Source organism: Yoonia maricola (assembly GCF_002797915.1).
GTDB lineage: Bacteria > Pseudomonadota > Alphaproteobacteria > Rhodobacterales > Rhodobacteraceae > Yoonia > Yoonia maricola.
On sequence record NZ_PGTY01000001.1, the window covers coordinates 1877852 to 1902560 of the forward strand.

The window sequence follows — 24709 nt, forward strand, 5'->3', positions numbered from 1 at the left end:
CCTACTCGACCGCAAACCACGCGTCGGGGTTTACCGGAGTTTGCCCTTCTCGAACTTCAAGATAAAGGGCTTGCAAGGATTGCCCAGCCGCATTGCCCAAATTATCAGTCAAAATCCCGTCATCCAGACCGTTTGTATCACCCAAAAGCCCTATTGGCGCGCCCATCGGCAAGACTTGGCCGGGTTGTCCAAAAACTTCCGCAAATCCGGCCAGTACGAACATGACATCTGCGGCCGGTTCCAGAATAACGACGGTGCCGTAATTCAACAGCGGGCCCTGAAACAGGATTGTTGCCGGTGCAGGGGCCGTCACAAGGGCACGCGGTGCCGCTGCGATACGGATGCCCGGCCGGCCACTGTTATCATCCGGCAAGACCGTGCCACCCACTGGCAAAGGTAAATTGCCCTGCGGGCTGAGCGTTTCCGGACTTTCCGGGCGCGCGGCGGTAATTTGCGTGGCAAAATCATCCAGTGTCTCGGCACTGGCCACCAATAGCGCCGTTTGTACGGGGTCATCCGAAAAGCGGGTCGGCAGATCGCTGCGTTCCGATACCGCCTGGCCCAGTGCCGCGCGTGCGGTTTGCGCCCCTTGCAATCCGTCCTGCAGCGTCTGCGCGGCGGCATCCTGTGCCGCCCGCACGCGCCGCGTTTCCGCAAGCAATTCATCCAACCGCGCCACCTCGGCCTCAAGCCCTGGTGTGACATCGGCGACCAGCATGCCCGCACGGACGGTATCGAGCGGGCCATCTGGATGGGTGCGAAGCACCGGTTGCGGTGTTCTGCTGATGGCAGAAAGCACACCCAGAAGCTGGGCAAATTCTGCGGTACGCAATTCCAACTCTTCGGTCAGGATACCTTCGCGCAACGCGATGTCGCGCTGTTCGGCCCGCATGGCTGCAAGGCCGGCCTCATAGGCTTGCACCGTCTGCGTCAAAGCTGCGATCCGATCACGCGCACCGTCAGCTGCCTCAAGCTGCATCCGGGCAGATTGTAATTGTGCTGCCGCCTCTTGCGCGGTTTGCTGCGCCAGCAGTCCGGTTGCGAAACAGATCAGAAAAACGCTGAGGCGGATCATTTTTCGATCAGGCTCCGTCCGGTCATCTCAGGGGGCAGTTCCAACCCCATCAGGTCAAGCAAACTGGGTGCGAGATCGGCCAAGCGGCCATCACGTAATGTGGCACCATCCGGCCCGCCAACAAGTGCCACGGGAACAGGGTTCAGCGTATGTGCGGTATGCGGCCCCCCGGTTTCGGGGTCGATCATCGTCTCGCAATTGCCGTGATCTGCAGTCACGATCATGGCTCCGCCGGCCTTTTCCAACGCCGCCAAGACCTGCCCCAACCCTGCATCAACAGCTTCGCAGGCTTTGATGGCCGCCCCTAGATCACCGGTATGACCTACCATGTCGGGATTAGCGTAATTAGTGACAATCAGGTCATAGCCGTCCTCAATCGCCTTGACGAAACGCGCCGTGACCTCGCCTGACGACATTTCCGGTTGCAAATCATAGGTCGCGACATTGGGTGACTTTGGCATATAACGATCTTCGCCCTTCTCTGGCGTCTCAATCCCGCCATTCAGAAAGAAGGTGACATGCGGGTACTTTTCGGTCTCGGCCAGACGGAACTGGCGTAGATCGTGTTTGGCCACCCATGCGCCAAGGGTATTTTGGATATCGCGTTTGGGGAACACGGTATTGAACCACACATCGTGACGATCAGAATAGCTGACCATACCAAGCAAACCGGCCAGAGAAGGTTGGTCTCGCTTAAACCCATCAAAGTCCGAGTCAGCAATTGCGGCCAGAATCTCACGCGCCCGATCAGAGCGGAAGTTGAGGCAGAAGAACCCGTCGCCCTCGGCAACTCCCGCATAGTCCGCGATGACCGTGGCAGGTATGAATTCATCGGTCTTGCCGTCATCATACGCCGCTGTGATCGCGGCTTGCGGGGTATCAGCTTGATGCCCCTCGCCCTTGATCATCGCATCATAGGCCGTCTCGACCCGGTCCCATCGGTTATCACGATCCATCGCAAAATAGCGCCCAATCACAGTAACGATCTGCGCTTGGCCGGGCAGAGTATCTTCCAGTATCTTCATGAAGCTTTGGGCCGAAGACGGTGCAACATCCCGCCCATCCGTGATTGCATGGATCGCGACAGGCACACCCGCATCCGTCAGCGCCTTGGCAGCCGCGATGATGTGATCCACATGCCCATGCACGCCACCATCCGAGACGACACCCATCAGATGTGCTGTGCCACCACTCTCTTTCATCTTCGCGGTGAAGCTAACCAAGGCCTCCGCCTCGAAGAAAGACCCATCCTCAATGGCCAGTTCAATCTGACCCAGATCCATCGCCACAACCCGGCCAGCCCCGATATTGGTGTGCCCGACCTCGGAGTTACCCATCTGCCCACCGGGCAAGCCGGCATCACGGCCATGGGTCAAAAGCTTGGCATGCGGGCCTTGCATGATGGCATCAAAGTTGGGTGTATTCGCCTGCAAAGGCGCATTACCCTCGACTTCATCGCGCAAACCCCAGCCATCCAGAATGCACAAAACAACAGGTCTTGGGGTGGGCATGGCACAGCTCCTTGTGGTGTTGCGTGTTGTTTAACGCAGCCGGTCCCGCATGGAAACCGGGCCTCTTCTTCATCTTGGCCAAAAAACTCCCCCCGGAGGGTCCTAGACCCGATGATAAGGACCACCGGCCAGAATAGAGGCGGCACGGTACAGCTGTTCGGCCAACATCACGCGCACGAACATATGGGGCCAGACCATCTTACCAAGGCTCAAGGACGCATCGGCACGGGAGCGCAAGACCGGATCAATCCCATCCGCACCACCGATGATGAAGCTGACGTCCTGCCGCCCCTGATCGCGCCAGCGGGCGAGAAGGGCTGCAAAGTCCGGCGAACTCATGACCTTGCCGCGTTCGTCCATCGTGCAGATCAATGCGCCATCCGGCATGGCACGCTCCAACAAAGCAGCCTCTGCGGCCATGCCGCCACCCTTTTTGTCTTCGACTTCAATTAATTGCGCAGGGCCAAGGGCCAGCGCCCTCCCGGTCCTGTCAAACCGGGTGAGGTAGTCATCATAAAGGTCGCGCTCGGGCCCTTTGCGTAGACGGCCGACAGCGCAGATCTGGACCCGCATCAGACGGCGGTCGCCGCCCCTGATTGCCACATCTTTTCAAGCTGATAGAACTCGCGCACTTCGGGTCGGAAGATATGCACGATAATATCACCTGTATCGATCAGCACCCAATCGCCAGTGTCCTTGCCTTCGGTCTTACAGATGATCCCGAAATCCTGCTTGATCTTATCGGCCAGCTTTTCAGCCATCGCCGTGACCTGACGGGTAGAGCGGCCCGATGCGATGACCATATAGTCACCAATCTCGGACTTGCCGCGCAGATTGATCTGCACGATATCTTCGCCTTTGTCGTCATCAAGAGATTTCAGAACAGCCGCCAAGAGGCTCTCGCTGCTTGCTTGCTGGGCCGTCATTGCTGCGGCTCCGGCTTTGGCTGATGTATCAGCCGCTGTAGAAAGAGACAGTTCATTGTCCTCCTTAAAGCACGTCGTCAAAACCCCGACGCCCGGGTATATATCAAAGGTAGCAACGCTGGCGGTGTTTTTCAACAATGCGGTCACGGACAGTTCGGCATATCCTGTAATTGCTGCTCTGACGTCACAGCCGACAGTGGGCCGTCACGCACCAACGGCAAAAAAGCGCCGTCCCGTTGCATGCGCACGGCCACATTGACGCGGGCATCCTCCGCCGGGCCATCACCGATCCGGCAAGGTGAGACATTGATCATCAATGACCCGTTGGTCGCATCATCGTTTTCGGCTTGCCATGTTCGGGTCAAAGCCTGTAGCGCCCGCAAGTCGGCATAGTCTTGGGGATCAACCATAAAGATCGATCCGTCGCGTTTCAGCGCGAACTGCCCCTCGCGCGTCTCGCCCAAATCGACGCGCGAGACCTTGAATATCATTGTGGCCCCGCCCGGGCTGACGTCGATCCCCGCAGGCAGGCCAAGATCAATGGCCAAATCAGCAGGATCAGCGCTGGCCGGTGACAGCCCGCTCAGCCGCATGGCTGTGAGGGGTACGATGCTGGTGCAGGCGGTGAGGGCCAGCACAGATAAAAGTAAAAACCGCATACGAATCTCCTTTGACAGATATTTTTTATTGTTTTACGTTAAATTTTAGAAATAGAAAGGTGATAAATGTCAAAGCTTCATATTCTGTCGAAACGCGCCGGTCTGCTCCGTTGGTTGACGATTATTGGAATGGTTCTGCTGCCGCTTGCCGTCGCTCTTAGTCTGATGACCTCGCCGTTGACCCCTGCAACGGTTCAGGTCGATTTTCCCGTTTCACCTGACGCAACGCAGAGCCAATTGCAGATCGCCCTTGCGCTTGGCTTGCTGAAACTGGTTATCCTGTTGTTCACGCTGAATGCCATGCGCAAGCTTTTCACAGCCTATGCCGCTGGCGAGGTTTTGACGGATCATTGCGCTTTGCTGATCCAACGGATCGGGCAAGGGTTTCTGGCCTTGGCCGCCGCAAGTTTTGTCCTGCGCCCCTTACAGATGCTTGTCCTGACGATGGCCAACCCGCCCGGTCAGCGTAGTATCGCGATTGGTGTGAACAGCGAGATTATCTTCTTTGCCCTGTCTGGTGCATTGATCGTGATCATCGGCTGGGCGATGCGCGAAGCCTCTGACATCGCAACCGAGAACAAGTCCTTCGTATGAAAGAGATGCAGATTATCGTCCGGCTCGACGTCATGCTAGCAATGCGCAAGATGAAATCGCGTGATCTGGCGGCAGCGGTGGGCATTACCGAACAGAACATCAGCCTTCTGAAATCAGGCAAGGTAAAGGGGATCAGGTTTGATACGCTGGCCAAGATTTGCGCGGTGTTGGAGTGTCAGCCGGGAGATTTGTTAGAGGCGCAGACGCCCGCTGATGACGCTGACTTTATGCGCGCGGGTCAATGAAAGCTTTTCCATCAGGCATCGCCAAGACCTCGGGCAGTTTGGTTATTGCCTCTGACAAAGGCACAATGCCTGCAACATCTGTCTTCCATGCACCTGTCACGAAACGTTCCTGAATTTCGGCAAAGGCTTGCGGAATGCGCGCGGGGTCTACCTCTTTCATCCAGCGGGTCAGCCAGAACCCTTCGATTTGTTTGTGTTGAAAAATCATCTGGCCCAATTGCGTCAGCGCAGGCGCTTCGGTCGATAGTTTGCCATAGTTGATCCAACGCGCGTTAGCCGGCATTGCAAAGAACAGATCAGATGTGAATTGATCGCCCACTGCATCCAGCAGGATAAGGGGTTTGAACGTCTCAAACACCGTCTTTGCTGTCCCCAGCGGGTCCAACTCACCTGTCACAATTACTTCGGCGGCACCCAAGGCACGCAAGTTAGCCGCCTGTGCAGAGCGCCGGACCACCGCTATCGGTTTAATCCCATGATCACGGCCCAGCGCGATCAGCAATTTGCCAAGTTGCGACCCGGCGGCATTCAGAACAAAACTATCAGCGCCGCTTTCTTTCACAATGTCGAACATCGCAATGGCCGTCAGCGGGTTGACCAATTGCCCTGCCGCATCAACCTCGGCGAGATCAGGACGACAAGGCACCAATGTCGCGGTATCCGTCATCGCATATTCAGCCCAAGCGCCAGATGCAGAGGCAAAGAAGCTGACACGTTGACCCAAAAGTGGCGTATCACCGGCCACAACCTCGCCCACACCTTCGAATCCGGCAGGCACATCCTTCCGACGCGGCTGACCATATTCACCCTTGATGAAATGGATGTCAGACGGGTTGACCGCCGCCATATGCACTTTGATCAGCGCCTGTCCGTCGCCGGGCTGGGGCACCGCTGTCGTTTGATGCGCCACAAAGGGCGTTAGATCGGCAATGTTCGGGCCCGTTTGGGTGGCGGCATAACCATCATGCAGCTGGACGAGTGCGTTCATCTTGTCTGGCAGTGTCATCGGTATCTCCTAGAGATCAAAAGTGGCAAAGACAGGTGCATGGTCGCTTGGCTTCTCCCATCCGCGTGCGTCACGCAGCACCCGGCTGGAATGCGCGGCATTCGTGATATCCGGCGTAGCCCAGATGTGATCAAGCCTGCGGCCCTTGTCAGCGGCATCCCAATCTTTGGCGCGGTACGACCACCAGCTGTACAGCAGCCCGTCAGGAATATCGTTGCGTGTCACGTCAGACCAGTTACCGGCTTCCATCACGTCTGCAAAGTGCTCTACCTCAATCGGTGTGTGGCTGACGACCTTCAGCAGTTTTTTGTGGTCCCACACATCATCTTCACGAGGCGCGATGTTCAGATCGCCGACGAGAATGGATTTCTGTGGTTTCTGTGCGCGGTATGCGTCCCGCATATCGGTGAGGTAATCAAGCTTCTGGCCAAATTTCTCGTTCACCTCTCTGTCCGCCACATCACCGCCAGCAGGCACATAATGGTTGTGAATGGTCACACCGTTTTCCAGCTTGCCTGCGATATGGCGGGCATGGCCCAGCCCGGCAAAATCCTCGGCCCCGGCCTCGACCATTGGGATTTTGGAAAAGATCGCCACACCATTATAGCCCTTTTGACCGCGGGCAGCCATGTGGGTGTAGCCCAATGACTGGAACTGCTCTAATGGAATTTTGTCGACAGGGCTTTTGCATTCCTGAAGGCAAAGGACATCCGGGGCCTCGTCGCGCATCAGCCGTGCAACGATATCTTCGCGCAGACGGACCGAGTTGATATTCCAGGTAGCAAGAGTAAAGGGCATTGTTCTATCCGTTCTAAGTCTTAGGGCCTGTCGACCGGTATGGTCAAAATTGTGTCAAAGGCCGAGTATCGCCGCTGGGCGCATAAATCCCGTTTCAATCGCACGCCGGTTCTTGATTGGCGGATTCATGCGCGCCTGCGCCGCCGGGTGGCCCGCATCAAGCACACCGTATTTGACCAGCAATGCAGCGATCACCGCTTCGCTGGCACGGGTGGCCCCATCCGTGATCTTCAAGGCAATACCCAGCCGTTTTTCTGGGATGATCGCGATAAAGACACCCTCTGCGCCGGTCTTGATCGCAGCCTTGCCGTCCATTGCACGCATCAATTCAGTGCAAGCACGGGTTTCGCCTGCCACCAGTTCGGGGTAACGCATCATCGCGCTCGTCAGCTTTTGGGCTGCATCACTGCGTCGGTCTGACCGGTCACCCGCCGTGGCAAAGAACGCCATGGCCCGCGCCAACCCATGCACCGTGCAGGCATGATTGGGAGCAGAACAGCCGTCGATCCCGAACACCGGGCTGTTTTCTTCCGTGACCTCTTCAAAAGCGGCTTTACAGGCCTGCTGCACCGGATGGTCTATCAGCTCGTAATCTGACCCCGCCTTAAGATGCTTGGTCAGCGTGAGGAAACCCGCGTGTTTCCCGGAACAATTATTGTGCACCTGACATGGGCGCTGATCCGCACGGATCAGACCATTGCGTGCATCCCGATCAGCGGGCATCTGCGGCCCGCAACGGAATGCATCATCGGTGAGGCCAAGATCATCCAGCCATGCTTTCACCCGATCCGTGTGAATAGCGGCTCCGTTATGGGACGCACAGGCCAGCGCCAATTGTTCCGGCGTCAGATGCGCACCTGCGCCGCTTTCCAGCAAGGGCAGCGCCTGAATCATCTTGCAGGACGAGCGGGGATACGTCACCGTCTCTGGATCACCCCAAGCCGCGACAACCTGACCGGTATCATCGCACACAACGGCATGACCCTGATGCACGCACTCCAGCAGATCACCCCGCCACACTTCTACGAGATCAACAGGATTTGCCATTTTATTGCCTTTTTGAATTATATAAGCCTGTCGCTTAGCGCTGTGCGCATAGGGGCTTTCCCCAGAGGGCGGATTTTTGCTATGATCTAAGCTATCGAGTTGAACACCGTCTCGCCAGTTGAAAAAGGTGCCGTCAGATGCATCGCAACCGGATGAGGCATCCAGAGGCAAGGACAGCTTGGAGGCTGTAAGATGATTTTGAATTTTTCGCGTATGATTGGCGTGTCATTGGCGCTGTTGTTGGCAAATGCGGCTGCGGCCCAAGAGGAAAGCGACAATCGCGTATCCGCAAACACCGATTGGAGCGTTTTTGTCGAAAGCGACCCAAGCGAATGCTGGGCGGTATCCGCCCCCAAAGAAACGCTGAACACCCGCGACGGGAACAGCGTTGATGTGCGTCGCGGTGATATCCGCCTGATCGTGTTTCATCGTCCATCCGAGAATGTGGCCGGTCAGGTGATGTTCACCGGCGGCTATCCTTTCGCCAGCGAATCAACCGTCAGCCTGCAGGTGGGCGACACCACGTTCCAGATGTTCACCCAAGGCGAAACCGCCTGGCCCGCAACACCGGAAGATGACGCAAGAGTTGTCGCAGCAATGAAACGCGGCGCCAATGCCGTTTTGACAGGCCGGTCCGGTCGCGGCACGCAGACACAAGATACCTTCAGCCTGCTGGGCTTTACCGCAGCCGCCGACGAAGCGGCCAACCGCTGCGCTGGCTAAACCCTGATACATCCATTCTAAGAGGCGGTTTCCTTGTGGAAGCCGCCTCTTTCTCTTATATCGCCCGTAAACCCCGAATTGAGAGATCACCCCATGGACGCCAAGGCCCCCATTACGCAGGACGTGCTGACCATTCCGCGCAAGCTGCCAGACGGACCGCAGAACCTGATTGGCATGTCGCATGAACAGATGCGTCATGCATTGATCGCGGCGGGTACGGCTGAGAAGCAGGCCAAGATGCGGGTTGGCCAGATTTGGCAGTGGCTCTATCACTGGGGCGTTCGTGATTTTGACGCGATGACGAACCTGTCCAAAGACTACCGCGCGATGCTGGCAGACAGCTTTGTGATTGAACTGCCCGAGGTTGTGACCCGTCAGATATCTGACGATGGCACACGCAAATATCTTGTGCGTATCGCTGGTGGTCATGAGGTTGAGGTTGTCTACATACCCGAAACGGATCGCGGCACCCTGTGCATTTCCAGTCAGGTGGGTTGTACGCTGACATGTTCTTTCTGCCATACCGGCACGCAAAAGCTAGTGCGTAACCTGACCGCAGCCGAGATTGTGGGACAGATCATGATCGCCCGCGATGATCTGGGCGAATGGCCGGTGCCGGGCGGGCCCAAGGGCGATGCCCGTCTTTTGTCGAATATCGTGCTGATGGGTATGGGGGAGCCACTTTATAACTTTGAAAACGTGCGTGATGCGATGAAAATCGCTATGGACCCCGAGGGTATTTCATTATCGCGCCGCCGGATCACGCTCTCGACCTCTGGCGTCGTGCCAGAGATTGCGCGCACGGCCCAGGAAATCGGGTGCCAATTGGCTGTGTCGTTCCATGCCACAACAGACGCGGTGCGCGACCGGCTTGTCCCGATCAACAAACGCTGGCCGATTGCTGAATTGCTGGATGCACTGCGCGCTTACCCCAAAGTATCGAATTCCGAGCGGATCACCTTTGAATATGTGATGCTGGACGGTGTTAACGATAGCGACGCAGATGCACACCGCCTGATCAAACTGATCGAAGGTATTCCGGCCAAAATCAACCTGATCCCGTTCAATGAATGGCCCGGTGCGCCCTACAAACGATCGTCCAACAACCGGATCCGCAAGTTTTCCGATATCGTCTATGATGCCGGTTACGCGTCACCTGTGCGCAAGCCACGCGGAGAGGATATCATGGCGGCCTGTGGGCAGTTAAAGTCCGCGACCGAGCGGGCGCGCAAGTCCAAAGCACAGATCGCACAAGAGGCCGGGCTTTAACCTTTCGCAATTTCCAAAATCCATTCTGGCGGCAGAACATTTGCGGCAGTCCATGCGGTGTCGGTCGTCGCTACTCCGGCTTCATTTCGGCCATATTACTGCCATCTACGACCGCTAAAGGCTGGCGATTACACAATGAAAAATTCGTTAATCAAAGCCTTTCAATCAAACAGGAGATGGCACAATGGGTTTTAGGGAAGCAATACGCACCTGTCTAAGAGAGAAGTATTTCACGTTCAACGGCAGGGCGTCACGGTCTGAGTACTGGTACTTCTACCTGTTTGTCGTTCTTTGCTGGATTGGCTTCATCGCCGCGTTCATGGGGTTGGGTGGTATTCGGGCGCTAGATACCGGTGAGTTCACGGCTATCAACTATGTTGTTGGTGCACTTTGTGTGGTTGGTTTCCTATACTTGATGATCCCGAATATCGCCGTGCAAGTGCGCCGGTTCCATGACCGCAACCTGTCAGGCTGGTGGGTCTTGGCAGGCATCATCACCAGCAACGTTCCATACATCGGAACGTTGGTCGGGATTGCGATACTTATCCTCACCTGCCTGAAAGGCACTGATGGCGACAACAAATTCGGGCCTGATCCACTCAGAACCGATATCAACTCGGATGTTTTCGCCTGATCAACGTTCTGGCGGGGCTGCATCACAAATCAGATGCTGCCTCGCACGCCGCTAAAGTATCGCTTATGCGGTTTGGTGAGGGTCCAAAGTGGGACTAACGATCAAGACAAGCGGTTAAGGTCCTCCCCCTAGCGCCCCGGTATCACACCGCGCTTTTCACCCTTCCCTTCCCAATTGTCCAAAGCCGCTATCGCGTCTTCTGCTGTCTCGACAAAGCGGAACAGTTCAAGATCATCCGTCGAGATTGTCCCGGCATCCTCCAGCGCATCCCAATTGATGATCTTTTCCCAAAAACTTTTGCCAAACAGCAAAAACGGCACCTTCTCCATCCGCCCTGTCTGGATCAACGTCAGCGCCTCGAAGGTTTCATCCAGCGTGCCAAAACCACCGGGGAAGACGCATACGGCAGAGGCGCGCATCAGGAAATGCATCTTACGGATCGCGAAATAATGGAAGTTGAAGCAGAGCTCTGGCGTGACATAGGGGTTTGGCGCTTGTTCATGCGGCAGCACAATGTTCAGCCCAATGGACCGCCCGCCCGCCTCTTCTGCGCCACGATTGCCCGCCTCCATCACGCCGGGACCACCACCGGTGACGATGACATTTTCGGTGCCACCCGTTTCGATCGATTTGGTCGTCATCATTTTGGCAAATCGGCGTGCCTCTTCATAATACTTCGACAAATCAGACAGCGTCTGCGTGCGCGCCGTATCCTTCTTGGCAGGCTCAGGAATACGCGCGCCACCAAACAGAACGATGGTTGAGTTCACATCCGCTTCGTTCATCAGCATCTCGGGCTTAAGCAGTTCCAGTTGCAAACGCACGGGCCGTAACTCTTCGCGGCACATGAAATCGTCGTCCGCAAAAGCGAGCGCATAGGATGGTGCCCGCGTTTGCGGGGTGTCGGGGATATGCTTGACCTCTTCGCGGTCCTGATGGCTGTCGCGGAACGGGTGGTGACGGTTGTCTTTCATAAATTCAGTATCCTGCCTTGTTTGACGCCAAGCTTGCCTGACCGTGCCCAAGATGCAATGCAAATACGCGACGAAGTAAAAGGAGCTGTCATGCTGCTGAACACCCCCATCTGCGATTTCGGAGCCCCTGCCCCGGATTTTTCGCTTGCGACGCCGGAGGGGGCGACACATTCCAAAGACAGTCTGATGGGTCAAAACGGGCTGTTGGTCGCCTTTATCTGCAACCATTGCCCTTATGTCATTGCCATCATCGACAGGCTTGTGGCCGACATCAAGACTTTGCAAGCCGAGGGCATTGGCGTGGCCTGCATCATGTCGAATGATTGGGCGGATTATCCCGCAGACAGGCCCGAGCATATGGCACGGTTTGCCGCGACCCATGGTCTGACCGCCCCATATCTTGTCGATGCGGATCAGTCTGTTGGGCAAGCCTATGGCGCTGTCTGCACGCCTGACTTCTTTGGCTACAATGCCCAAGGTGGCCTGCAATATCGTGGACGGTTGGATGATGCCGCCATGGGCGATCCGACCGGTCGCGTGCCAGAGCTGCTGAATGCCATGCGCCAGGTGGCGGAAACGAGTAAAGGCCCGCAGGATCAGACCCCATCTATGGGATGTTCGATTAAGTGGCGTTGATTGATCGGCCATGCCCCGCTAGACACCCCTGAAATGATCTGACCGGAGTACACCCACATGTCCAATGCCGCCCTAGAGACCGCCATCGAAGCCGCGTGGGATGCCCGCGACACCATCACCACATCGACACAAGGCGAGACACGCGAGGCGATTGAAGACACGCTGAATGCACTCGATAGCGGCGAGTTGCGCGTGGCCGAGAAGCTGGAGGATGGCAGCTGGCATGTGAACCAATGGGCCAAGAAAGCCGTTTTGCTGTCTTTCCGCCTGAATGATATGGAACCGATCTCTGGCGGCAATGGTGGGTCAAGCTGGTGGGACAAGGTGCCATCCAAGTTTGACGGTTGGGGGGAAAACAAATGGCGTGAGGCCGGCTTTCGCGCCGTGCCCGGTTCTATCGTGCGCCGCTCGGCCTATATCGCCAAGGACGTGGTGCTGATGCCATCCTTCGTGAACCTTGGCGCTTATGTCGATGAAGGGTCAATGGTTGATGGCTGGGCCACTGTTGGGTCCTGCGCCCAGATCGGCAAGAACGTGCACCTGTCCGGCGGCGTCGGCATTGGTGGTGTGTTGGAACCCATGCAAGCCGGTCCGACCATCATCGAGGACAACTGCTTTATTGGCGCCCGGTCCGAGGTCGTCGAAGGCTGCATCGTGCGCGAAGGCTCTGTCTTGGGCATGGGTGTCTTCATCGGCCAATCGACCAAGATCGTAGATCGCGAAACCGGCGAGGTCATGTATGGCGAAGTACCGCCCTATTCGGTTGTCGTGGCAGGCTCTATGCCGTCCAAGAACAACATCAGCCTTTACTGCGCAGTGATCGTAAAGCGGGTGGATGAGCGGACACGCTCCAAAACCGGCATCAACGAACTCTTGCGGGACTAAATGATTATCAGCCGCCTTCTGGCGCGCAAGCGCATCGCGGCAGGCATACGGCCGTCGTTCAAGGCGGCGTGGTTGCCGGTGGCGGCTGATATTGTGATCATTGCGGTATTGCTCGCTTTGTTGTTCCTGCCAGCGGTGTCCCTCACAATCGTGATGAACCTGTCGCTCTTTTGGCGAATCCTTGCACTGATGCTGGTGATCTATGCGCCCTTGCAGATCGTCATTATCGTCTCGACGATCTGGGCGGTCCGGTCGCGTTGGGAAGAGAAAGAAACGAAATGACCAAGAAAGAAAGCCGCCAGCAGGTTTACACGCTTTTGGTTGAGGTGGGCCGGAACACTGGCGACGGCCTGCCGGAAGAAGCCACGGGTGCGGCCCTGATGTGCTACGCCAGCGGCGTGGATGAGGCAGAGGCGGTGCGCGAAACAGTGGCGATCCTCAAACAGGCCGACCTCGCCCCCTTGGATGTGTCCGGCTATGGCACATTGGAGGAACGCCTAGCCGAAGGGCATGACATCGCAGACGATGAAAAGGCGCTGATGGCGCGTGCCTTGAAGGAAAACAGCGTGATCGTGGCCCAGATGACCCCGTTTTTTGATAAGGTGAGTTAGCCGCAATGCAGTGCGCCTTGTGTTGTGGGGCACCATGAGTGTCATCCTTCAAGACAGTATCCCAGATGCGCAATCGGGCGATCCCCGGCTTCCTGGCACGCAACCCTGCGCCCCCGACGACTGGTTGCGCGTGGACGAAACCTATGCGGCACAAATGGCATACCGCCTGCAACTGCTGCACGACAAACCCACGGCCGTTCTATGTGAACACCCCACCGCCGGTCGCGAAGTGCTTGAAGAGGCGCTGCATATTCTGCCCGGTCTTGGCTTCGCGGTGTCAGGGGCACAGATCACCTGCCCGGACCGACGCATAGTGCAAATTGATTGGGCGGCCCCACTGAAAACGCTTGGGCAGGTCGTGCAGGAAGACATCTGCATCATGGAAAAGCAAGGCGCAGAACACATGCTCACCGGGGCTGTACTTTGCTTTCCCGCGAATTGGCGTTTGGCGGAAAAGATCAACCGCCCCCTTATCGGCATCCATGCGCCTGTCCCTGAATATGACGAAAACATCGCCCGCCGGGTGCAGCGGCTGTTTGACGGGGTGCAGGTCGGGCGCCCGATGTGGCGGTTCAACAGGCTGTTCTACAGCGATGCGGACCTGCACCAACCCTATAAGAAAGTTGACGGTGACGTGACGCCCTATATTCGTTCAGAGCGTCAGTGCATCCTGCGCCTGCCACGCACCGATGCAGTTGTTTTTACAATCCACACCTTTGTGCTGCACGCATAGCAACCCCGACTGCAATAGACCGCCACCCGGTTCCATGCTAGTTTTGGTCATGTTGTAAGCGCGACGACGGCCCGACATCGCGCCAGTCCAAGAAAGCCAGATCATGAAAAAGATCGACGTCGATGCAGATACAAAACGCTCAAAATTCTTAATCAAGGCGATGGTCATTCAGGTCGTGCTGGTTTTGATCCTAATGTTCATCTTCTGGGCGTATCTGGCCGCCTGACCAAATCCGAAATTGCATCTATGCATCCTTGCCGCTAGCCATAGCGCAAAGGAGTCATGCCATGCCAACTGATCCCGTCGCCCTGACAGCCGACCTTGTGCGCTGCCCGTCAATCACGCCTGAAGAGGGCGGCGCGCTGGTCTTGCTTGAGGATGTGCTGACCAAGGGTGGGTTTACCTGCACGCGTGTTGATCGGGGCAAGGTATCGAACCTTTACGCCCGCTGGGGACGGCAAGGGGCAAACCGGACGTTTGGATTTAACGGCCACACCGATGTCGTGCCATTGGGGGATGAAGCCGCATGGACGATGCCGCCCTTTGGCGCCGAGATTAAGGATGGGTATCTTTATGGCCGTGGGTCGACCGACATGAAATCCGGTGTGGCGGCCTTTGCGGCGGCGGCCATTGATTTCGTGAATGGGACGCCACCTGATGGCGCCGTTGTATTGGCTATCACTGGCGACGAGGAAGGCGATGCTGTCGATGGCACGACGGCCCTGCTTGACTGGATGGCGACCAATAACGAAGCCATGACCGTCTGTCTGGTAGGCGAGCCAACCTGCCCCGATATCATGGGCGAAGCAATGAAGATCGGGCGACGCGGATCAATGACCGCGTTTTTCACGATGACTGGCCTGCAGGGCCATGCCGCCTATCCCCATCGCGCCAAGAACCCGATGCCAGCAATGGCGCGGCTGATGGATGTGTTGTCCAGCCGCATGCTGGACAAGGGGACGGCGCATTTTGATCCCTCGTCTTTGCAAGTGCTGACCATCGACACCGGCAACCCGGCCACCAATGTGATCCCGTCGCAGACCAAAGCCACTGTAAATATCCGCTTCAATGACAGCCATACCAGCGCCGATCTGACTGCTTGGATGCAGGATACGGCAGATCAGGTTGCCGCTGACTTTGGCGTGAAGGTTACGATGCAGATCAAGGTTTCAGGCGAAAGCTTTGTCACGCCGCCGGGCGATTTATCTGATCTGGTGGGCAAGGCTGTCGCGGCGGAAACCGGGCGCCAACCTGAACTCTCTACCACGGGCGGCACGTCGGATGCACGTTTTGTCAAACACCACTGCCCGGTCGTGGAATTCGGACTGGTTGGCAAGACCATGCATCAGGTGGATGAACGGGTTGCGGTGGAACAGATCGAACAGCTCAAAGCGATCTACACGCGCGTCTTGCAGGACTACTTTGCATGATTTCTATTGTGACCGACTATGCGCCCTGTATCACCTTGCGGCGTCAGATTTTCATAAAAGAGCAAGGCATCGCCGAAGCAGATGAAATTGATGATCTTGATCCCGAAGCCACGCATCTTCTGGCGACGATTGACAACCAACCTGTTGGCACGGCCCGCATCCTGATTGACGGCGCTGTCGGGCAGATTGGCCGCATCTGTGTTGTCCCTGAACAACGCGGGACAGGGCTTGGCGCGGCCTTGGTCAATGTGTCCATGGATTATCTACGCGACCAGCCCGGTCTGACCCATGCCAAACTGGGCGCGCAGGATCATGCCATCGGGTTTTATGCCCGTCTTGGCTTTGTCGCGACCGGCCCGTTTTACGATGATGCAGGCATCCCCCATCAGGACATGATCCGAGAGTTGTGATGACGCCCGCATCACGCCGTGCTAGGGCTGCGCCATGACTCGTATCCCTTCCAAATCCGAAATCCTGTCGTGGATCTCCGAAAACCCCACTAAAGCCGCCAAGCGCGACATCGCCAAGGCTTTTGGTATCAAAGGTGCGGCGCGCATTGACCTCAAGCGCTTGCTGAAAGAGCTGGAAGAAGAGGGCAAGCTGACCAAGCGCCGGAGTTCCTATCGCGATGCAGAGGAGCTGCCGCCAGTGGCGGTGTTGGAGGTTGTCGGCGCGGATGCCGATGGTGATCTTTTTGCCCGGCCGCTGGAGTGGAAAGGCGAAGGGGCCGAGCCGCGCATTTTGATGATGCTCCGCTCAAGCGATCCAGCGCTTGGGCCGGGCGATCGCATATTAGGCCGCCTGACTGTCGATAAGACTGAAGACCACAGCCATACCGCCCGCATGATCCGCCGCATCGGGACGAACCCGCAACGTATTCTGGGGGTGTTTCGACAAGCCTCAGAAGGGGGCCGTGTTCTGCCTATCGACAAAGGATCGGACAAGCAGTGGACCGTTGCTGCCGGAGCGACAGGAGGCGCTAAAGACGGAGAGCTGGTTGAGGCAGAGCAGGCCGGGCCGAAGGGCCGGATGGGTATGCCGAAAGCGCGCATAATTGCCCGCTTGGGTGATCCGACCGAACCTCGCGCTGTATCGCTGATTGCCATCCACCAGCATGGCATTCCTGACCACTTCCCAGATGAAGTTGTTGCCGAGGCTGACCGCGCAAAACCTGCCAGTCTGACGGGCCGCACAGACCTGCGCGACATGCCCCTTATCACGATCGACCCGTGGGATGCGCGTGACCATGATGATGCCTGCTTTGTCGAAGCTGACCCCGACCCGAAAAACGCAGGCGGTTTCATCATCTGGGTCGCGATTGCCGATGTGGCCCATTACGTCACCCCCGGGTCCGCACTGGACCGCGAAGCGCGCAAGCGCGGCAATTCCACCTACTTCCCCGACCGCGTGGTGCCAATGCTGCCGGACCGTTTGTCGGGTGATCTATGTTCGCTTCACGAAGGGGTAGAGCGCGCCTGTCTTGCGGTTGCCATGCGCATTGATATGGCTGGGAATAAGATTGATCACAGCTTTCATCGCGGGCTGATGAAATCAGTGGCCTCCCTGAACTATGAAGAGGTGCAGGCAGCCGTCGATGGTCAGCCGAATGACAAAGTGGCTCCGCTGATGGATGACATCATCACGCCCCTTTACGATGCCTTCACCGCGCTGATGAAGGCGCGCGCCCAGCGCCAACCACTGGAGCTGGACTTGCCAGAACGCCAGATCGTGCTGGATGACAATGGCAAGGTCACGTCAGTGCAGTACAAAGAACGGCTGGACGCACACCGGCTGATTGAAGAATTCATGGTGCTTGCGAATGTTGCAGCTGCTGAAACGCTGGTTGCCAAAAAGTCGCCCTTGCTGTTCCGCGTACATGAGGAACCCAGCCCTGAAAAATTGGACGCGCTAAGAGAGGTCGCGACCGCGTCTGGTCTGGTCTTAGCCAAGGGGCAGGTTCTCAAGACGGCCCACTTGAACAAGCTTCTCAAGGGGGCCTCCGATACCGATAACGACGAACTGATGAACATGGCCACGCTACGGTCGATGACGCAGGCTTATTACTTCCCCGAAAACTTCGGACACTTCGGTCTGGCCCTGCGGGCCTATGCGCATTTCACTTCGCCCATTCGCCGCTATTCAGACCTGATCGTGCACCGCGCGCTGATCAAGGCGCATGGATGGGGTGATGATGGGTTGAGCGATTGGGATATCGAACATCTGACCGACACCGCCAAACAGATCAGCGACACCGAGCGGCGGTCAATGACGGCCGAACGCGATACGACGGATCGTTATCTCGCCGCGTTCCTGTCTGACCGGGTCGGGGCCGAACTGACCGGGCGGATCAGCGGGATCGCCAAGTTCGGTGTCTTTGTGAAGCTGGATGAAACAGGCGCCGATGGGATGATCCCGATCCGCACGCTGGGGCGCGAATATTTCCACTATGACGCTGAGAGCCAGACCTTGATGGGGTCAGACACCGGGATGGTCATTGGCTTGGGGCAGCGGGTCACTGTGAAACTGGCCGAGGCAGCGCCGGTGACCGGCGGGTTGATTGTTGAGCTACTCACACTGGAAGACCGCGTGATGCCAAAGGGGCCATCGCGGGGTCGGGGGAAACCACCAAGACGCAAGGTAGGGTCGGCGCGAAAAAAGACGGCAAAGACCGCGCGGAAGGTGAAGCGGACACGGAAGTGATACGGCAGATGACCGGTTTGAGCCTAAAGTGTCGAATGCTGCGTGCTGCACGAATCAAGAATGGCCTAGGCTTTGATGATAGTTTTAGATGCATCCAACAAGATAGCCCACGGCCGTTCCAAAAACGCGTGTTTTAGAATATTATAGTGCCTTACGTAATGCCGCTGCGCCGACCACGACTTTCGGGGATAAGCTGCGGATAAGCGCTATAGTTCCACTCGTCTAGTCAAAGATCAGGTGCATTGGTTTCTTGTTCTGAGCTATCTTCGGTTGTGGCGATGATCTGTGCGGCTTCATTTGATGCCGCTAAAAGCTGGTCACGCAATAGACTATCATGACGCCATAACGTTTGCTCCATTCTGGCAACGGTGTATCCTTCAACTAGGTCAAGCCGAATTCGTATGGCGACACCGCAAGAGGAGGCTCCTGTCAACATCAGCGTGTAAGGTTGCCGCGTTCTATTTGCAAAACCAGTTGAAACTTCTGATGAATAAGACACCCTTGATGCGCGTCGGTCACTGGTAGAGCACGCGAGTGCGTTTGCGTTTGTTAGTAAACGGGCATCAAGGTCATACTGCCATTCGTAAATGCTGTATCGTTCTTCTTCCACTTGTATTGACGGATTTCCAAACTTGTCAAAAAGCGCCCCGCGCATCGTATCAAGGTTCGGTCGTGCCTCTGCAGATGGATTCCAAAAACGAGCAAGAGCTGCGACTGGCATCTCGGCCATCTCTGCTTGATTTATTGTTCCACCTTCATCTGAAGTGACGCTTTCACTCAGTGCCATGTAGATGTTTGAGCCATCACTTTGTTGGTAGCTGTAGCTGATGCTTCGAGGGTTACGGCCGACAATAGCTACATTTTCGGTCATTTCCTCTAAGCCCGTAAAGAGCGTTTTGGCTTCGCGCATTGACATACCAAGCGATGCCCCTTGAATGTCTATCCCGTCTGGAATGGTTCCGGCAGATTGAACTCTGTTTCGTATCCCTAGCGGGTAGACCTGCGTCTTGTCGCGTCTCGTGATTTCGATTGGTAGCGTGTCGCCGTCTTGTGCTCGGAAAACTACGCGAGTTAAACGATCACATCCTTGGACGTTTTCGTTTGTGATAATCGGCGCAAACGATCCATCAGCTTGCTCGCTTAAAACGGCTTCGCATGGCCGTCCTATACTACCTTCAAAGTTTATTACGTAGACATTATCAAAATCAGTGATCGAAACATCGCCTGTTGAATATCCCGATTGAAATGACATCCCCCAGACGACAGTTGAAGAGGCTTCCTGCGCGATTATAGAACTAGAAAATGCTACTGCAAACAAGGTGGATACTAGTCTATGGTGCATCTACGTTCTCCTAAGTGTAAGATTTTAAATAAATAAATTTGAGATGATATTCTCGTCTGGTGTTCAAAGTGTCAAGCAACCTAATCCTGTTTAACTCAGGCCACATGAAAAGCTTGATCTGCATGAACAGATCAGCTCCATTCAGACGAAAGTTCAAAAACGAACTTTTGTTGAATTGCTTCGCGAAAGTAGGCTTTGATCAAAGCGCAGCGAAGATCCGAAAAGTCCGCTTACCGGTCAGACAAATGATAAGTCAGCCCATGCCGGATGAGCAGGCGTAGCCGATCCGGCGCAATCGCATCCACATCGGCAAAGATAACCGCGCGGTTGCCCTCAATACGGTCCATATCGGGAAACGTCGCGGCATATGTGCTGATGATCCGCGTGCCGCAATGGGCAAAAATCGCGGCCTCTCCGGCCTTGGTCGCGCCAACGCGCAAGGTCGATCCCGATTTCGTCTTGGGCGTGATGTAGGCAGGCTGCCCCCAGCGCAAGGTTTCCTCAACAGGACCTGCCTCTGGGGTCTGTGCTGCAACCTCATAGATCAGATCACGCAGGGCCAAAGCGGTGGCGCGCGCGGTTTCGGGCAATTTATCAAATGCATCTGCAACGGCAGCGGTGGGATCAGGTGACATAACAGCAGCTTAACACCGGCCGTGACATGATCAAAATAATACCTTTTCGGCAATAAATGGACCTGCCACAAAGCTGTGCCTTTTTCATTTCGTGATTTCAGGTACAGTATCAAAAAAAATAGGAGCAAACATGCACCGCAGGCAATTTATCGCATCAAGTCTTTCAACCCTCGCCCTTCCCTCGCTGGGCATTGCAGATGCATCGGGTTTTCCCAACTGGATCGCTGGATTTCGCGCGCGGGCGCGGGCCGCTGGGATCAGTGATACCACTTTCAACGCAGCTTTCACCGATGTGCGATATCTGCCCGATAGTATTGAGCGTGACCGTAATCAGGCCGAATTTGTGCGTCCTTTGGCCGACTACATGTCCACTGCCGTATCAGACACCCGCGTCAGCAACGGACGCGAAATGGTACAGCGCTATGCCGGTGTGCTGTCACAAATCGAAGCGCGTTTCGATGTTGAACCACAGGTTGTCGTGGCCGTATGGGGGATGGAAAGCAATTACGGGCAGCGCCGTGGCGATACCCCGCTGATCTCTACCCTTGCGACGCTCGCCTATGAAGGGCGGCGCGGGGCCTTCTTTGAAAGCCAGCTGATTGCGGCGCTCAAGATCGTGCAAAATGGTGATGTGGCCCCACGCAATATGACAGGGTCATGGGCCGGGGCGATGGGGCATACTCAGTTTATGCCAACGTCCTATGAGGCCTATGCCGTCGATTTCACCGGCGACGGACGCCGCGATATCTGGGCCGATGATCCAAGTGATGCGCTTGCCTCGACCGCCGCTTATTTCCGCAGATTTGGGTGGCGCAAGGGCCAGCCGTGGGGCGTTGAAGTGCGCCTGCCGCAGGGGTTTGACTTTGGCCAGACCGGACGGACCGTGACACGCCGCCCTAGCGATTGGGCGCGTTTGGGTGTGCTTGGCACTGATGGGCGCGCCGTGCCGGATTACGGCGATGCGACGCTGGCGACACCAACAGGTGCGGGCGGGCCCGCATTCCTGCTTTTCCGCAACTACGATGTGATCGGGCGCTACAACAATGCCGAGGCCTATATTATCGGCGTCGGTCATCTGTCTGATCGCATTCGCGGAGCAGGCCCGCTGCAAGTGGCTTTTCCTGCCGATGAGCGCCGCTTGCGCCGGGCAGAGCGGCGCGAACTACAACAGCGGCTGACAGACGCAGGGTTTTCAACGCAAGGCGTAGATGGGCGGATCGGGCCAAATTCACGGGCTGCCATTAGGGGTTATCAGCGCAGCGTTGGCCTGCCGCCCGATGGGCACCCGTCGCTGGGGCTATTGCAAAGGCTGCGCTGAACAGGCCCCGCCCTGCATGCAACTGGTCAGCATCTCCAGCACTGCATCGCTTGGTTCTTCAAAGATCATGCCACCACAGGCGCCCGCACGCATAGTGACGGGCGGATCGGTTGCTTCGACGAAATACACTGCATCGATTCCACTGCGGGCCGACCCGCACCAGGGGCCGGCGCAACCGATCTGCAGGGTGACGTCACTGTAGTAATCGTTGGTAAAGCCCTGCCGGGTCAGGCCCTTGCCTTCAAAACGCGCAGCAATTGGGCCGGGTTCACGGGACTGATCCATGGAAACGCCTGCGGGCAAGTCGGCCTCATCAAACGTAAGCCGCCCATACAACACAAAATAGCTTTCAGGTGCAGCGGCTAGCCGCTGAAATGTCTCGATCGGATCAGGGCGCATGCAGCTTAATGCATGGCCTGGTCCGGCAACGGCTGCAAGGGCTGCGGCAAGAAGAACTGGTTTCATTATCCTGATCCTTTTGTTGGGTTCAAGTTTTGACGCCTGTGGGCCGAGTTTTCTTGGTCAGCCGCCTAGATTTTTACAGTTTATGGCTGAACTCAGCCAAAACCTGTTTATAAACCTCACGCTTGAATGGCACAATATGCGCGACCAGTTTGTCAGCCGGCATCCATTGCCAGGCTGTAAACTCAGGGTGATTGGTGTGCAAATCAATCTGATTATCGAGCCCGTGATAGCGCATCAGATACCATTTCTGTTCTTGTCCGCGATACCGACCTTTCCAGATATTCGGGACCAATGCGTGCGGGATATCATAGCGGATCAACCCTTCGCTCTCACCCTCAATCGCGACCAGATTGGGGGCAATGCTGGTCTCTTCCTCCAACTCACGCAGGGCTGCATCGCGCGCATTTTCGCCCTTGTCCACGCCCCCTTGCGGCATTTGCCATGCGTCGGTGTCGCGGTCTTTGCGTTGGGCCACAAAGATGTGGCCGCGCGGATTTGCCAGCATGATGCCCACACAGGGGCGGTAAGGCAGTTGAGCGATCTCGTCAGGGGTCATAATGGGCCTTGATGTTGCATGGGGTGTTCCCCTTTTGATGTGTCCCAACGATATGATCAATGCCAGCGGTTATACGATAACAAGCCGGGTTTCATGACGGATACGGGCCGCAATCCAGCGCAGGTGATCAGGACGAAAAGCCACGCAGCCCGCTGTCGGGCGACCGGGGCCCCGCCATGCATGGATAAAAATGGCAGAGCCACGGCCCTTGACGGCATAGGGCCAGTTCCAGTCGGTCAGGATTACCAGATCATACATCGGATCAGCACGGCGCAGGCGTTCGTGGCTGTATGCATGCGGCGCACGGACCATCAGATTGTAGTCTTCATCGCGGATATCGTCCGACCACAAATCGGACGGCCCAATCGGCAACGCCCAATCCGCAGGCCGCGCCATCCGGTCCGCACGGTAGAGCATGCCCACAAGGCGGTGAGTGCCGCGCGGCGTGGCACCATCGCCCTCTTTCTTGCGCGCCGTCAGACCACCGCGCCCAATGGTGCAGGGAAAACGCCAGTTCATGAACCTTAGATGCGTCGGGGTAAGAACGAGGTCAGTTTGTTTCATGGGGCGAGGTAAATCACAAAGAGCGCCCCGCTGACGACCAGAATATCCGCAAAGATAGCGTTGTCGCAACATTCAACATAGTAAAGCGCATATGCTCATCTTATGTTCCAATCAACAGGGAGGGCGCATTATGCCAACTGCCAAAAAGCTGAACGGAACGCTGCGCGCGTTTATCGAAAAGCAAAAGCTGTTCTTTGTGGCGACCGCTGCCGCTGATGGGCGGGTCAACTTCTCACCAAAAGGAATGGACTCACTGCGGATCATTGATGACACCCGTATTGTCTGGTTGAATCTTACAGGCAGCGGCAATGAAACGGCAGCCCATTTGCGCGATGCAAACCGGATGACACTGATGTTTTGTGCGTTCGAGGGTGACGCGCTGATCTTGCGGACCTACGGACAGGCGCAGACGCTGCATCATGGCGATGAAGGTTGGGATGCCGCGATTGGCCAATTCCCGAAAATGGCTGGCAGTCGCCAAATCTTTGATATGAAGATTGACCTTGTCCAGACGTCTTGCGGAACCGGCGTGCCAGTAATGCCGTTCGACCATGATCGCGGGCACGAGGAGCTGCTGCCGTATTTCGCGGATATGGGTCAAGAAGGCGTAGAGGATTTCTGGCAGCGCCGAAATGCCAACAGCTTGGATGGTGCGCCAACCGGGATCGCCGAACGAGATTAGATCAAGTATCGGTTTTTGTGCACCCGCACCCGTCCACCCCAAGCTATCGTCGCGAGATGTCTCAGCCTTTTTGAACGTCTTGCCCAGCGTCGATATGCAAACGCCTCAAAACATCGGCGGCCGTGTCTTTCAGTGCAGTCAAGCGGCGGCTGTCTGGATTGAGCGCCTGCGCCCTGCGGACATCTTCAAGGGCGCCATGGACGTGCGCTTCATCTTTTAACTCCCACGCCAGTACAAGCAAAATGGCAGCGCGCCGTTCAAAGTAAGATGCGCGCGGATTATCCTCGCGCAGGTCAATTGCAGCACTCATATCAGCCAATGCGGCATCAGGCGCGTTGCGGTATCGCATGTTCAGCAAAGCACGGTTCGCATAGGCGGAGGGGTTGGTTGAGCCTGCATCGATCACAAAGGTGAAGTCTTGATAGGCCTGCTCTTGATGTGCTTCCGTGATGCCGTTTTCGAATAGATGGACGGCCCTTGTATAAGTCGGCTGCACTTTATCTTCGGCAATCGCAACATAATCGTCACATGCTGCGATCTGCTCAAAATTGGAAAGGGCAGCACCCGATGCGTGATCAATACCCTCAATACAGCCACGCAACGCAACTGTTTGGTGGTCTGTATCATCAGACGGTATCAATAGAGACGCGTTTGGCGCCGACATGGGGGTTGGACCTTGCGACATCAGCGT

The 24709-nt window shown here is 56.4% G+C and carries 31 protein-coding genes; 16 read left to right on the top strand and 15 right to left on the bottom strand.

Features of this window, described 5'->3' with window-relative positions; genetic code table 11:
- Nucleotide 1: 1 nt before the first annotated feature.
- From BC777_RS09500 to BC777_RS09520, 5 genes are all read right to left on the bottom strand, one after another.
- Nucleotides 2-1075, bottom strand: coding sequence for a murein hydrolase activator EnvC family protein (locus tag BC777_RS09500; RefSeq protein WP_100367816.1), 1074 nt, complete (start codon nucleotides 1073-1075; stop codon nucleotides 2-4).
- The gene (gene gpmI / locus BC777_RS09505) at nucleotides 1072-2586 is read right to left on the bottom strand and encodes a 2,3-bisphosphoglycerate-independent phosphoglycerate mutase (protein ID WP_100367817.1); all 1515 of its coding nucleotides are present in this window, start codon (nucleotides 2584-2586) and stop codon (nucleotides 1072-1074) included. The genes BC777_RS09500 and gpmI overlap by 4 nt, the downstream gene beginning before the upstream one ends.
- Before the next feature lie 102 nt (nucleotides 2587-2688).
- Nucleotides 2689-3159, bottom strand: coding sequence for a 23S rRNA (pseudouridine(1915)-N(3))-methyltransferase RlmH (rlmH, locus tag BC777_RS09510; protein ID WP_100367818.1), 471 nt, complete (start codon nucleotides 3157-3159; stop codon nucleotides 2689-2691).
- Nucleotides 3159-3512, bottom strand: coding sequence for a ribosome silencing factor (gene rsfS / locus BC777_RS09515; protein ID WP_100368087.1), 354 nt, complete (start codon nucleotides 3510-3512; stop codon nucleotides 3159-3161). The genes rlmH and rsfS overlap by 1 nt, the downstream gene beginning before the upstream one ends.
- A 143-nt stretch (nucleotides 3513-3655) precedes the next feature.
- On the bottom strand, nucleotides 3656-4171 hold the full coding sequence (locus BC777_RS09520) for a hypothetical protein (RefSeq protein ID WP_100367819.1): 516 nt from the start codon (nucleotides 4169-4171) through the stop codon (nucleotides 3656-3658).
- Nucleotides 4172-4237: 66 nt separating this feature from the next.
- Between BC777_RS09520 and BC777_RS09525 the strand changes: the two genes are divergently transcribed.
- Nucleotides 4238-4765 (top strand): hypothetical protein, encoded by a 528-nt coding sequence (locus BC777_RS09525; protein WP_100367820.1) that lies wholly within the window; start codon nucleotides 4238-4240, stop codon nucleotides 4763-4765.
- A gap of 5 nt (nucleotides 4766-4770) precedes the next feature.
- A complete protein-coding gene (locus BC777_RS09530; protein ID WP_100368088.1) occupies nucleotides 4771-5010 on the top strand; it encodes a helix-turn-helix domain-containing protein in 240 nt (79 codons plus the stop codon).
- Here BC777_RS09530 and BC777_RS09535 read toward each other — a convergent pair.
- The 3 genes from BC777_RS09535 to BC777_RS09545 are packed head-to-tail and all read right to left on the bottom strand — an operon-like array spanning nucleotide 4991 to nucleotide 7861.
- Complete coding sequence (locus BC777_RS09535; RefSeq protein WP_100367821.1) at nucleotides 4991-6016, bottom strand: alcohol dehydrogenase catalytic domain-containing protein; 1026 nt, start codon at nucleotides 6014-6016, stop codon at nucleotides 4991-4993. The two genes, BC777_RS09530 and BC777_RS09535, sit on opposite strands and share 20 nt — an antisense overlap.
- A 9-nt stretch (nucleotides 6017-6025) precedes the next feature.
- Nucleotides 6026-6814: an exodeoxyribonuclease III gene (locus BC777_RS09540; RefSeq protein ID WP_100367822.1), complete on the bottom strand. Its 789-nt coding sequence runs from the start codon at nucleotides 6812-6814 to the stop codon at nucleotides 6026-6028.
- Nucleotides 6815-6868: 54 nt separating this feature from the next.
- Nucleotides 6869-7861: an asparaginase gene (locus tag BC777_RS09545; RefSeq protein WP_100367823.1), complete on the bottom strand. Its 993-nt coding sequence runs from the start codon at nucleotides 7859-7861 to the stop codon at nucleotides 6869-6871.
- Between the two features lie 192 nt (nucleotides 7862-8053).
- Between BC777_RS09545 and BC777_RS09550 the strand changes: the two genes are divergently transcribed.
- The 3 genes from BC777_RS09550 to BC777_RS09560 all read left to right on the top strand — a co-directional run bounded on the left by BC777_RS09550 (nucleotide 8054) and on the right by BC777_RS09560 (nucleotide 10487).
- Complete coding sequence (locus BC777_RS09550) at nucleotides 8054-8584, top strand: invasion associated locus B family protein (RefSeq protein WP_245834225.1); 531 nt, start codon at nucleotides 8054-8056, stop codon at nucleotides 8582-8584.
- A 93-nt stretch (nucleotides 8585-8677) separates the two neighbouring features.
- Entirely contained in the window at nucleotides 8678-9853 is a 1176-nt protein-coding gene (gene rlmN, locus BC777_RS09555) for a dual-specificity RNA methyltransferase RlmN (protein WP_100367824.1), read from the top strand.
- Between the two features lie 184 nt (nucleotides 9854-10037).
- Nucleotides 10038-10487, top strand: a complete 450-nt coding sequence (locus BC777_RS09560) for a DUF805 domain-containing protein (protein WP_100367825.1) — start codon at nucleotides 10038-10040, stop codon at nucleotides 10485-10487.
- A gap of 128 nt (nucleotides 10488-10615) precedes the next feature.
- On the opposite strand, the gene BC777_RS09565 is transcribed toward BC777_RS09560, so the two are convergent.
- Nucleotides 10616-11461, bottom strand: a complete 846-nt coding sequence (locus BC777_RS09565) for an LOG family protein (RefSeq protein WP_100367826.1) — start codon at nucleotides 11459-11461, stop codon at nucleotides 10616-10618.
- A gap of 90 nt (nucleotides 11462-11551) precedes the next feature.
- On the opposite strand from BC777_RS09565, the gene BC777_RS09570 reads away from it, so the two are divergent.
- The 9 genes from BC777_RS09570 to rnr all read left to right on the top strand — a co-directional run bounded on the left by BC777_RS09570 (nucleotide 11552) and on the right by rnr (nucleotide 18456).
- Nucleotides 11552-12097: a thioredoxin family protein gene (locus tag BC777_RS09570; protein ID WP_100368090.1), complete on the top strand. Its 546-nt coding sequence runs from the start codon at nucleotides 11552-11554 to the stop codon at nucleotides 12095-12097.
- Between the two features lie 57 nt (nucleotides 12098-12154).
- Nucleotides 12155-12982: a 2,3,4,5-tetrahydropyridine-2,6-dicarboxylate N-succinyltransferase gene (gene dapD, locus BC777_RS09575; RefSeq protein WP_100367827.1), complete on the top strand. Its 828-nt coding sequence runs from the start codon at nucleotides 12155-12157 to the stop codon at nucleotides 12980-12982.
- Nucleotides 12983-13264, top strand: a complete 282-nt coding sequence (locus BC777_RS09580; RefSeq protein ID WP_100367828.1) for a hypothetical protein — start codon at nucleotides 12983-12985, stop codon at nucleotides 13262-13264.
- Nucleotides 13261-13593 (top strand): DUF8846 family protein, encoded by a 333-nt coding sequence (locus BC777_RS09585; protein WP_100367829.1) that lies wholly within the window; start codon nucleotides 13261-13263, stop codon nucleotides 13591-13593. The genes BC777_RS09580 and BC777_RS09585 overlap by 4 nt, the downstream gene beginning before the upstream one ends.
- Nucleotides 13594-13627: 34 nt before the next feature.
- The gene (locus BC777_RS09590; protein ID WP_100367830.1) at nucleotides 13628-14326 is read left to right on the top strand and encodes a heme-dependent oxidative N-demethylase family protein; all 699 of its coding nucleotides are present in this window, start codon (nucleotides 13628-13630) and stop codon (nucleotides 14324-14326) included.
- Between the two features lie 103 nt (nucleotides 14327-14429).
- Entirely contained in the window at nucleotides 14430-14552 is a 123-nt protein-coding gene (locus tag BC777_RS19615; protein ID WP_281251791.1) for a hypothetical protein, read from the top strand.
- Between the two features lie 61 nt (nucleotides 14553-14613).
- Entirely contained in the window at nucleotides 14614-15756 is a 1143-nt protein-coding gene (gene dapE, locus BC777_RS09595) for a succinyl-diaminopimelate desuccinylase (RefSeq protein ID WP_100367831.1), read from the top strand.
- Nucleotides 15753-16166, top strand: a complete 414-nt coding sequence (locus tag BC777_RS09600; RefSeq protein WP_100367832.1) for a GNAT family N-acetyltransferase — start codon at nucleotides 15753-15755, stop codon at nucleotides 16164-16166. The genes dapE and BC777_RS09600 overlap by 4 nt, the downstream gene beginning before the upstream one ends.
- Nucleotides 16167-16200: 34 nt before the next feature.
- Nucleotides 16201-18456 carry a ribonuclease R gene (gene rnr / locus BC777_RS09605; RefSeq protein WP_100367833.1) on the top strand — a complete coding sequence of 752 codons (2256 nt, stop codon included), beginning with the start codon at nucleotides 16201-16203 and terminating at the stop codon, nucleotides 18454-18456.
- 226 nt (nucleotides 18457-18682) lie between these two features.
- Here rnr and BC777_RS19220 read toward each other — a convergent pair whose 3' ends face one another.
- Both BC777_RS19220 and BC777_RS09615 read right to left on the bottom strand, forming a co-directional pair.
- Nucleotides 18683-19798 carry a hypothetical protein gene (locus BC777_RS19220; protein WP_133122535.1) on the bottom strand — a complete coding sequence of 372 codons (1116 nt, stop codon included), beginning with the start codon at nucleotides 19796-19798 and terminating at the stop codon, nucleotides 18683-18685.
- A gap of 230 nt (nucleotides 19799-20028) precedes the next feature.
- Entirely contained in the window at nucleotides 20029-20433 is a 405-nt protein-coding gene (locus BC777_RS09615) for a DUF1801 domain-containing protein (protein WP_211095350.1), read from the bottom strand.
- A gap of 130 nt (nucleotides 20434-20563) precedes the next feature.
- Here BC777_RS09615 and BC777_RS09620 point away from each other — a divergent pair, with 130 nt between their 5' ends.
- Nucleotides 20564-21751, top strand: coding sequence for a lytic murein transglycosylase (locus tag BC777_RS09620; protein ID WP_245834227.1), 1188 nt, complete (start codon nucleotides 20564-20566; stop codon nucleotides 21749-21751).
- Here BC777_RS09620 and BC777_RS09625 read toward each other — a convergent pair.
- From BC777_RS09625 to BC777_RS09635, 3 genes are all read right to left on the bottom strand, one after another.
- Nucleotides 21731-22216 (bottom strand): hypothetical protein, encoded by a 486-nt coding sequence (locus tag BC777_RS09625; protein ID WP_100367835.1) that lies wholly within the window; start codon nucleotides 22214-22216, stop codon nucleotides 21731-21733. The genes BC777_RS09620 and BC777_RS09625 overlap by 21 nt on opposite strands.
- Before the next feature lie 73 nt (nucleotides 22217-22289).
- On the bottom strand, nucleotides 22290-22772 hold the full coding sequence (locus BC777_RS09630) for an RNA pyrophosphohydrolase (protein ID WP_100367836.1): 483 nt from the start codon (nucleotides 22770-22772) through the stop codon (nucleotides 22290-22292).
- 69 nt (nucleotides 22773-22841) lie between these two features.
- Nucleotides 22842-23336, bottom strand: coding sequence for a L,D-transpeptidase family protein (locus BC777_RS09635; RefSeq protein WP_100367837.1), 495 nt, complete (start codon nucleotides 23334-23336; stop codon nucleotides 22842-22844).
- 130 nt (nucleotides 23337-23466) lie between these two features.
- On the opposite strand from BC777_RS09635, the gene BC777_RS09640 reads away from it, so the two are divergent.
- Nucleotides 23467-24018, top strand: coding sequence for a pyridoxamine 5'-phosphate oxidase family protein (locus BC777_RS09640; RefSeq protein WP_100367838.1), 552 nt, complete (start codon nucleotides 23467-23469; stop codon nucleotides 24016-24018).
- 61 nt (nucleotides 24019-24079) lie between these two features.
- Here BC777_RS09640 and BC777_RS09645 read toward each other — a convergent pair whose 3' ends face one another.
- Nucleotides 24080-24682, bottom strand: a complete 603-nt coding sequence (locus BC777_RS09645) for a hypothetical protein (RefSeq protein WP_133122536.1) — start codon at nucleotides 24680-24682, stop codon at nucleotides 24080-24082.
- Nucleotides 24683-24709: the final 27 nt, after the last annotated feature.

What these genes read in the sequence shown, in the direction of transcription:
- BC777_RS09500 (WP_100367816.1), bottom strand. Translation starts at nt 1,075, where the DNA reads ATGATCCGCCTCAGCGTTTTTCTGATCTGTTTCGCAACCGGACTGCTG.
- gpmI (WP_100367817.1), bottom strand. Translation starts at nt 2,586, where the DNA reads ATGCCCACCCCAAGACCTGTTGTTTTGTGCATTCTGGATGGCTGGGGT.
- rlmH (WP_100367818.1), bottom strand. Translation starts at nt 3,159, where the DNA reads ATGCGGGTCCAGATCTGCGCTGTCGGCCGTCTACGCAAAGGGCCCGAG.
- rsfS (WP_100368087.1), bottom strand. Translation starts at nt 3,512, where the DNA reads ATGACGGCCCAGCAAGCAAGCAGCGAGAGCCTCTTGGCGGCTGTTCTG.
- BC777_RS09520 (WP_100367819.1), bottom strand. Translation starts at nt 4,171, where the DNA reads ATGCGGTTTTTACTTTTATCTGTGCTGGCCCTCACCGCCTGCACCAGC.
- BC777_RS09525 (WP_100367820.1), top strand. Translation starts at nt 4,238, where the DNA reads ATGTCAAAGCTTCATATTCTGTCGAAACGCGCCGGTCTGCTCCGTTGG.
- BC777_RS09530 (WP_100368088.1), top strand. Translation starts at nt 4,771, where the DNA reads ATGCAGATTATCGTCCGGCTCGACGTCATGCTAGCAATGCGCAAGATG.
- BC777_RS09535 (WP_100367821.1), bottom strand. Translation starts at nt 6,016, where the DNA reads ATGACACTGCCAGACAAGATGAACGCACTCGTCCAGCTGCATGATGGT.
- BC777_RS09540 (WP_100367822.1), bottom strand. Translation starts at nt 6,814, where the DNA reads ATGCCCTTTACTCTTGCTACCTGGAATATCAACTCGGTCCGTCTGCGC.
- BC777_RS09545 (WP_100367823.1), bottom strand. Translation starts at nt 7,861, where the DNA reads ATGGCAAATCCTGTTGATCTCGTAGAAGTGTGGCGGGGTGATCTGCTG.
- BC777_RS09550 (WP_245834225.1), top strand. Translation starts at nt 8,054, where the DNA reads ATGATTTTGAATTTTTCGCGTATGATTGGCGTGTCATTGGCGCTGTTG.
- rlmN (WP_100367824.1), top strand. Translation starts at nt 8,678, where the DNA reads ATGGACGCCAAGGCCCCCATTACGCAGGACGTGCTGACCATTCCGCGC.
- BC777_RS09560 (WP_100367825.1), top strand. Translation starts at nt 10,038, where the DNA reads ATGGGTTTTAGGGAAGCAATACGCACCTGTCTAAGAGAGAAGTATTTC.
- BC777_RS09565 (WP_100367826.1), bottom strand. Translation starts at nt 11,461, where the DNA reads ATGAAAGACAACCGTCACCACCCGTTCCGCGACAGCCATCAGGACCGC.
- BC777_RS09570 (WP_100368090.1), top strand. Translation starts at nt 11,552, where the DNA reads ATGCTGCTGAACACCCCCATCTGCGATTTCGGAGCCCCTGCCCCGGAT.
- dapD (WP_100367827.1), top strand. Translation starts at nt 12,155, where the DNA reads ATGTCCAATGCCGCCCTAGAGACCGCCATCGAAGCCGCGTGGGATGCC.
- BC777_RS09580 (WP_100367828.1), top strand. Translation starts at nt 12,983, where the DNA reads ATGATTATCAGCCGCCTTCTGGCGCGCAAGCGCATCGCGGCAGGCATA.
- BC777_RS09585 (WP_100367829.1), top strand. Translation starts at nt 13,261, where the DNA reads ATGACCAAGAAAGAAAGCCGCCAGCAGGTTTACACGCTTTTGGTTGAG.
- BC777_RS09590 (WP_100367830.1), top strand. Translation starts at nt 13,628, where the DNA reads ATGAGTGTCATCCTTCAAGACAGTATCCCAGATGCGCAATCGGGCGAT.
- BC777_RS19615 (WP_281251791.1), top strand. Translation starts at nt 14,430, where the DNA reads ATGAAAAAGATCGACGTCGATGCAGATACAAAACGCTCAAAATTCTTA.
- dapE (WP_100367831.1), top strand. Translation starts at nt 14,614, where the DNA reads ATGCCAACTGATCCCGTCGCCCTGACAGCCGACCTTGTGCGCTGCCCG.
- BC777_RS09600 (WP_100367832.1), top strand. Translation starts at nt 15,753, where the DNA reads ATGATTTCTATTGTGACCGACTATGCGCCCTGTATCACCTTGCGGCGT.
- rnr (WP_100367833.1), top strand. Translation starts at nt 16,201, where the DNA reads ATGACTCGTATCCCTTCCAAATCCGAAATCCTGTCGTGGATCTCCGAA.
- BC777_RS19220 (WP_133122535.1), bottom strand. Translation starts at nt 19,798, where the DNA reads ATGCACCATAGACTAGTATCCACCTTGTTTGCAGTAGCATTTTCTAGT.
- BC777_RS09615 (WP_211095350.1), bottom strand. Translation starts at nt 20,433, where the DNA reads ATGTCACCTGATCCCACCGCTGCCGTTGCAGATGCATTTGATAAATTG.
- BC777_RS09620 (WP_245834227.1), top strand. Translation starts at nt 20,564, where the DNA reads ATGCACCGCAGGCAATTTATCGCATCAAGTCTTTCAACCCTCGCCCTT.
- BC777_RS09625 (WP_100367835.1), bottom strand. Translation starts at nt 22,216, where the DNA reads ATGAAACCAGTTCTTCTTGCCGCAGCCCTTGCAGCCGTTGCCGGACCA.
- BC777_RS09630 (WP_100367836.1), bottom strand. Translation starts at nt 22,772, where the DNA reads ATGACCCCTGACGAGATCGCTCAACTGCCTTACCGCCCCTGTGTGGGC.
- BC777_RS09635 (WP_100367837.1), bottom strand. Translation starts at nt 23,336, where the DNA reads ATGAAACAAACTGACCTCGTTCTTACCCCGACGCATCTAAGGTTCATG.
- BC777_RS09640 (WP_100367838.1), top strand. Translation starts at nt 23,467, where the DNA reads ATGCCAACTGCCAAAAAGCTGAACGGAACGCTGCGCGCGTTTATCGAA.
- BC777_RS09645 (WP_133122536.1), bottom strand. Translation starts at nt 24,682, where the DNA reads ATGTCGGCGCCAAACGCGTCTCTATTGATACCGTCTGATGATACAGAC.